The following is a 6,944-nucleotide window of genomic DNA, read 5'->3' on the forward strand; positions in this document are numbered from 1 at the left end:
TGAACGCCTACATCCGTTTTGAATTCGCGCATGCCTAATCGCTCATCCGGCAACATTCGTTACCAAGGGTCCCGGTTTGGGTCGTTTCATGGATGAATGGCAACTACAGCGAGCTTCATTGACGTTATCCGCGCCCCGAGATAACCCCTGCCGCTGAATTCAATGTCCATGTTGGCGCCATGCCAGCCAGTTGAAGACGACGTTAGAGAAGCAAGAGGCATTCCGAGGATAAGGCGCGTGGATAGGACACAAGGACACCAGGGACAATCTGGAATGAACATCGGCCGCATTAGCACAAGTCTGTAGGGAAGGAAGAGGCGCTAAAACAGCCACGCCATGAGTTCTTGCTCATGGCGTGGTATCTTCGCGATTCGGAATGGGATCACTCTTCGGCGCTGTCTGCCTCTGCCGGCCGCTGAGCATAACGCTGGGCCAGCGTGGCGCACACCATCAACTGTATCTGGTGGAAGATCATCAGCGGAAGCACCATGGCGCCGACGGCCGCAGCAGGAAACAACACGTTGGCCATGGGGATGCCGTTAGCAAGACTTTTCTTCGAACCGCAGAACACGATCGTGACCTCATCCGCCTTCGAGAAGCCCAGTTTGCGCGCGGCCATAGTGGTGCACACCAGCACAATTCCCAGCAAGACGAACGAGCACACCACGATAGACAGCAAAGACCAGCCGTTGATTTGATGCCAAATACCCTGAACGACCGCCTCGCTAAACGCGACGTAAACCACCAGCAGTATCGATGAACGGTCAGTGATATTGACCAGCTTGCGATGGCGCTGTACCCAGTTGGCGATCAGCGGACGCGACAGATGACCCAGAACAAACGGCACCATCAATTGCAGGATGATCGACCCAATCGCATGCAGCGTATCCGTCTGTCCGCCTTGCGTATGCATGAGCAGTCCGACCAGGACCGGCGACAGAAAGACCCCGAGAATACTGGATGCCGACGCGCTGCAAATCGCCGCGGCCACATTGCCGCGCGCCATAGAAGTGAACGCAATAGCGGACTGAACCGTTGCTGGCAACGCGCAGAGATAGAGAAATCCAAGATAGACGGTCGGCGTGAGTATTTCTGGAACCAGAAACGACATGGCCAGACCGAGCAACGGGAACAGAACAAACGTGCTGGCGAAGACCACCAAATGAAGACGCCAATGGCTAATGCCGGCGCCAATCGCTTCCCGAGATAACTTCGCACCATGCATGAAGAACAGCAGGGCGATGGCAGCGGTCGTCAGGTATTCAAAGAACACCTTCACTTCTCCCTCACAGGGAAAGAACGAAGCGGTGATGACCACCAGGACCAGAACTAACAGGAATTTATCGATCTTTAAACGTTGCAACCATCCCATAACGAAACGAAATCCTCTCAATAAACAGTACAGGCGATCCTGAGATCGCCTGTGAGATAGAGAGATAATATGTGGAATAAATACCCACAACGCTAGCTATTTTTTAGCGTCACCGCGCATTTTTTCTGATTGGAAATCAGCCCAAGTTCGATCAATTCCATTACTTTGATCGCCTGCGTCACCGGAACCGGGTTTTCACCCTGACCATTCAACGCGTCGCGAACAGCGGCATAATAGGCCGTGTAATTACCGGGGATTGTCGTCACCGCTTCCTCCACCGCCGAGCCTTCCCGGTTCAGCATCAGCACGCCATCGCGTTCATCGTGTCCCCATAGCGTATCGTCATCCGGCATGTGTCCTGCCTTCAATTTCGCCTCTTGAGGGTCGAGGCCATATTTCACGTAACTGCCGTGGCAGCCGTGGACGATGTAGCGTGCGGTTTCCGCGACAGCCAGCAACGTACTGTGCAATACAACGCGGCGCTGCGGATAAATCAATGTCGCATGGAAGTAGTCGGCGGATTTCCCCCCAGGACGCAGTTGGGCGAGATCCGCATGAATGGCGACCGGCGCGCCAAACAGCTGCAAGGCCTGATCGATAAGATGGGGTCCCAGGTCGTACCAGATGCCGCTGCCCTCACTGCCGTCTTCACGCCAGCGCTGTCGAATTTCCGGACGGTAGCGATCGATGTGGGATTCCATATACACCACGTCGCCCAACACACCGCTTTGCACCAGATGTTTGAGGGTCAGAAAATCGCTGTCCCAGCGGCGGTTGTGGAAGACGGACAACACTTTTCCCATGTGGACGGCAACCTGATGCAGCTCATAAGCCTGAGACAGCGTGACGGTAAACGGTTTATCCACCACCACATGCTTGCCTGCCTCCAGTGCGCGTTTTGCCAGGGGAAAGTGCGTATCGTTCGGCGTGGGTATCACGATGAGATCGATTTCCGGGTCGTCGAATAACCCTTCCGGTTTCTCGGCTACCCGCACAGACGGCCAATCTTCATGCACCTTTTCCGGATGCCGACTTGATACCGCCACCAATGTCATCCCAGGCGTTGCGGCAATGAGCGGTGCATGAAACGTCTTGCTCGCATAGCCATATCCCAACAATCCGACACGAATGGTATCTGCCATAAATCATTCCCCCAGCCTGAGCGACAGGCTTTTCCCGTTGTAATGGAACGGCCAGTATACCACCGCGAGCTTTACAGAATTATCGGATAACGCCATCAATACGCCGCCCCTCTCTTGCCTGTTCCTTCTGTTCAGGCTTTATACACGACCATCTGGGCGGTCGCGTGATCAAGTGATGTGAGTACGATCACAATTTCATCCCGAAAAAAGAAACCGGTTTCAGAAACCGGTTGCAACATAGAATTCAACCCGCCTACACTCCTCATCAGTGAGTTAAAGCCATCCAAGAGCGAGGTTTTTATGGCCACATTTCCGAAAGATTTCTTATGGGGCGCCGCCACCGCAGCCTATCAGGTCGAAGGCGCACACGACGCCGAGGGCAAAGGCCCATCGATTTGGGATACGTTCTCTCATCTGCCCGGCACCACCTTTGAAGGGACCAACGGCGACATCGCCGTCGATCACTATCACCGATTCCGTGAAGATGTCGCTCTGATGGCGGAGCTGGGCTTGAAGAGCTATCGCTTCTCCCTCTCCTGGCCACGACTGCTTCCCGAAGGACGCGGCAGGATCAATGAAGCGGGCGTCGCGTTTTATAGTGCGTTGATCGATGCGCTGCTGGAGCACGGCATCCAGCCCATGATCACGCTTTATCACTGGGATTTGCCGCAGGCGCTGCAAGATCAAGGCGGCTGGGAATCCCGTCAGACGATCGATGCTTTCGAGGAGTATGCCCGCCTCTGCTACCAGCGCTACGGCGACCGCGTCAAGCTGTGGTCGACGTTCAATGAAACCATCTGCTTTATCGGCTTCGGGTACATAACCGGCGCTCATCCCCCCGGTGTTCGCAACCCGGCCCGCGCTCTGCAAGCCTGCCACCATGTGTTTATCGCCCATGCGCGCGCCGTCGCCGCTTTCCGCCAGTCCGGCATTACCGGAAAAATCGGTTTCGTCAACGTACTGCAAACGAATACCCCCCTCGACGACACCCCGGAGAACGTCGCCGCGTGTCAGCTGGCGGACGGGATTTTTACCCACTGGTTATATGATCCGGTATTACGAGGCGAATATCCGATAGAGTTGCTGCATCTGGCGCAGTCAAGCCTCGGCGCGCCGGTGTTCGAACCGGGCGACGAAGCGCTGCTGCGCGACAACGTCTGCGACTTCATCGGCCTGAATTATTACAAGCGGGAAACGGTGGCGGCGAATCATGGGGAATCGCGCCTGCAAATCAATACCACGGGCCAAAAAGGCAGTGCGCATCAGGCCGGAAACGAGTTTGGGTTTAAAGATCTGTTCAAATTCGTGCGTAATCCTAACGGGGTCTACACCGACTGGGACTGGGAAATTTATCCCCAGGGACTGACCGAGGGCATCATGAATATCAAGGAGCGCTACGGTGATATCCCGATATACATCACCGAGAACGGTTTGGGCGCCAAAGACCCCATCGTGAATGGCGACATCGTGGACGACGACCGTATCGACTATCTGCGTCAGCACATCGATGCCGTCGGGGAGGCGATTGCGCAAGGCGCCGACGTTCGGGGCTACTACCCTTGGTCATTCATCGACCTGCTGAGCTGGTTGAACGGCTTCCAGAAGCAGTACGGATTCGTGTATGTCGACCATCAGCATCAACTGGCCCGTAAACGTAAGAAGAGCTTTTTCTGGTATCAACAGCTCATTCGCCGCAACGGCGAGTCTCGCTAATGCGTCAGTAAAGACGTATCAACCTCAGGCGTTTCGTCTCATAACGGGGCGCCTGACCCGCGCCTATCCTGTCACGAAGGGGCATGCACTCCCCGTCACACACATCATCGCCTCTTCTACTCTTCATCGTTCGATCGTCTCCCCAGACTGGCCTGCGAGCACAAGTTAGACGTTCAGTCTCCGGCAGCCGTCGATGACGGGCGTTCAGGTTGTCGAACCTGGGACAATACCGGATAATATGGCGATTTTATTTTGTAAGTACTGTATGAGCGAATACCCGCGACTACCGGTTGGCGCCTTTTGGCGAACGTGTCGGCTCTTACGGGCTTTACCCGACTGGTGAAATGGTGATGATGAATTTTTGGATGACGATAGCCGCACTCGGCGCACTGACGCTGACGGCGAGTTTGATGCTCGGCTACGCCTCACGCCGACGTACTCTGCGGCACCCCCCCCCCTCCGTTGAACAGCTGGAAGATCTGCTCCCGCAGACCCAGTGCCGCCAATGCGGTTACGCGGGCTGCCGTCCCTATGCGGAAGCCATGATTCACGACGGCGAACAGATCAATAAATGCGTGCCGGGGGGCGAACCTCTGATGCATAAGCTGGCTGAGCAGATGAACGTAGAACCGCAGCCCTTGCCGGATGATGCGATGCCGGGCAAGCCAGAACGCCAGGTCGCACGCATTGACGAAAGCCGTTGCATCGGCTGCACCAAATGTATTCAGGCCTGCCCGGTGGATGCCATTGTCGGCGCCGCACGTGCTATGCATACCGTCGTCAGCGAACTCTGTACCGGCTGCAATCTGTGTGTTTCCCCCTGCCCGACCGACTGCATTGCGCTGGACCCGGTCAAACCGACCCCCGACAGCTGGAACTGGGACCTGAACACGATCCCGGTGCGCGTTTTACAGGGGGGGCATCATGTTTAATTTACTGACTGCCTTCGGGAAAAATCGCATTTGGCCCATGAAGGGCGGCGTTCGCCCGCCGCAAATGAAATCGCCGTCGAATCAGATACCACTGCGTCGACTGCCGCTGCCTGACCGACTAATTATTCCACTTCAGGCCCATCTGGGACCGGACAGCGATCTGTGCGTACAGGTCGGAGAGCAGGTATTGCGCGGCCAGCCGCTGACGCGAAGTCTCGGCACAACGGTGCCGATACATGCCCCCACATCCGGCACGATACAGGCTGTCCGCTATCATACCGCCACGCATCCGTCCGGGCTGCCGGTGCTGAGCCTGATCCTGACACCCGACGGCGCCGATCGTTGGGTGGAACGACGCCCCTTGCCGAACTATCGCCAGATCGCGCCGCAGACGCTGCGGGATCATCTGCATCAAGCGGGGATCACGGGCCTTGGCAGCATCGGATATGCCACAGAGTCCCCTTGGCCAGAGACACCGTGCGACATTGACACACTCATCATCAATGCCGCCGAGTCGGAACCTTACCTCACTGCCGATGACCGCTTGATGCAAGAGTGCGCGGCCGATCTGGCCGTCGGTATCGACATTCTCGATCGCCTCTTTGCGCCTCAACGTATTTTATTGGGGATCGAAGATAATAAGCCACAGGCTATTGCTGCGTTAAAACAGGCGTTGAACGCGTCGTCGCGCGTACAAATCCGGGTCATCCCTACCCGCTACCCCTCCAGCGATGCCGCCGTGCTGACGCGAATACTCACCGGCAAAATCCTCCACGACGGCCAGCCTTCCACCCATGTGGGCGTCTCGGTGCAGAACATCAGCACCCTTTACGCCGTGAAACGCGCGGTGATTAACGGCGAGCCGTTGACAGAGCGAGTGGTGACGGTAGCGGGTCAGGCGCTTCAACAGCCAGGCAATGTCTGGGCGCGACTCGGTACGCCGGTTCGCTTTCTTCTGCGTCAAGCCGGCTATCGGGTGACCCGCGGACAACCCACGGTGATCGTGGGCGGTCCGATGACGGGATTCACGCTGCCGGAGCTGGATGTCCCGATCCTCCCGAGCAGCAGCGCGATACTGGCGCCGTCACAAGATGAAATTCAGCCCGAGACGGAGGAGCAGTCCTGTATCCGCTGCGGCGAATGTGCCGACGCCTGTCCTACGGGCCTCCAGCCGCAACAGCTGTTCAAATTGATCCGCGACGAAGACCATGAACAGGCGCGCCAGCATCGCTTGTCCGCCTGTATCGAATGCGGCGCGTGCGCCTATGTTTGCCCCAGCCATATACCACTGGTGCAATACTTTCGTCAGTCGAAAGCTGAGATTCAGTCGTGGGAACAGGAAGCCCTGCGCGCCGCCGCCGCCAAAGCGCGTTTTGTCGCGAAAAAAGCCCGGTTGGAGCGTGAAAAACAGGCACGGGAACAGCGACATCAACGAGCCGCAACGCCTGTCGCGCCTGCACCGAAGACGCAAACTGCGCCATCGGTGGACGTCAAGCCTGCTTTGGGGACGACCAGCATCACCTCTGGCAAACCCGGTGCCGCCGTCATGGCCGCCATTGAACGCGCTAAAGCGCTTCAGGCTGAAGTTAAGGTGACGCAACCGCCAGCAGCAGCCACGACTCATCAGCCCGCGCCGACTGCCGATGCTATGCCGACCCGCCCGTCGGAAAACGATCCCCGCAAAGCCGCCGTGGCCGCCGCTATCGCTCGGGTTAAAGCCCGCAAGGCCGCGCAGCAGCAGGCGTCTTCGCCTGACGCCTCACCGGTCGCAGCCGAGGAGATGAA

General features: G+C 57.3%; 5 protein-coding genes. 3 read left to right on the top strand and 2 right to left on the bottom strand.

Annotated elements, in window-relative coordinates; translation table 11 throughout:
* Nucleotides 1–382 precede the first annotated feature (382 nt).
* Both BLU64_RS04135 and BLU64_RS04140 read right to left on the bottom strand, forming a co-directional pair.
* Complete coding sequence (locus tag BLU64_RS04135; RefSeq protein ID WP_026742543.1) at nt 383–1,372, bottom strand: bile acid:sodium symporter family protein; 990 nt, start codon at nt 1,370–1,372, stop codon at nt 383–385.
* 92 nt (nt 1,373–1,464) lie between these two features.
* Nucleotides 1,465–2,514 (bottom strand): oxidoreductase, encoded by a 1,050-nt coding sequence (locus BLU64_RS04140; protein ID WP_026742544.1) that lies wholly within the window; start codon nt 2,512–2,514, stop codon nt 1,465–1,467.
* 300 nt (nt 2,515–2,814) lie between these two features.
* On the opposite strand from BLU64_RS04140, the gene BLU64_RS04145 reads away from it, so the two are divergent.
* The 3 genes from BLU64_RS04145 to rsxC form a co-directional block, all read left to right on the top strand.
* Complete coding sequence (locus BLU64_RS04145) at nt 2,815–4,227, top strand: GH1 family beta-glucosidase (protein ID WP_026742545.1); 1,413 nt, start codon at nt 2,815–2,817, stop codon at nt 4,225–4,227.
* Nucleotides 4,228–4,577: 350 nt separating this feature from the next.
* Nucleotides 4,578–5,159 (top strand): electron transport complex subunit RsxB, encoded by a 582-nt coding sequence (gene rsxB / locus BLU64_RS04150; RefSeq protein ID WP_026742546.1) that lies wholly within the window; start codon nt 4,578–4,580, stop codon nt 5,157–5,159.
* Nucleotides 5,152–6,944 (top strand): electron transport complex subunit RsxC (gene rsxC, locus BLU64_RS04155; RefSeq protein WP_074727966.1); only part of this gene is annotated, 1,793 nt, incomplete at its 3' end. The genes rsxB and rsxC, both read left to right, overlap by 8 nt.

The organism is Lonsdalea quercina (assembly GCF_900107885.1).
In the GTDB taxonomy this organism is placed as follows: Bacteria; Pseudomonadota; Gammaproteobacteria; order Enterobacterales; family Enterobacteriaceae; genus Lonsdalea; species Lonsdalea quercina.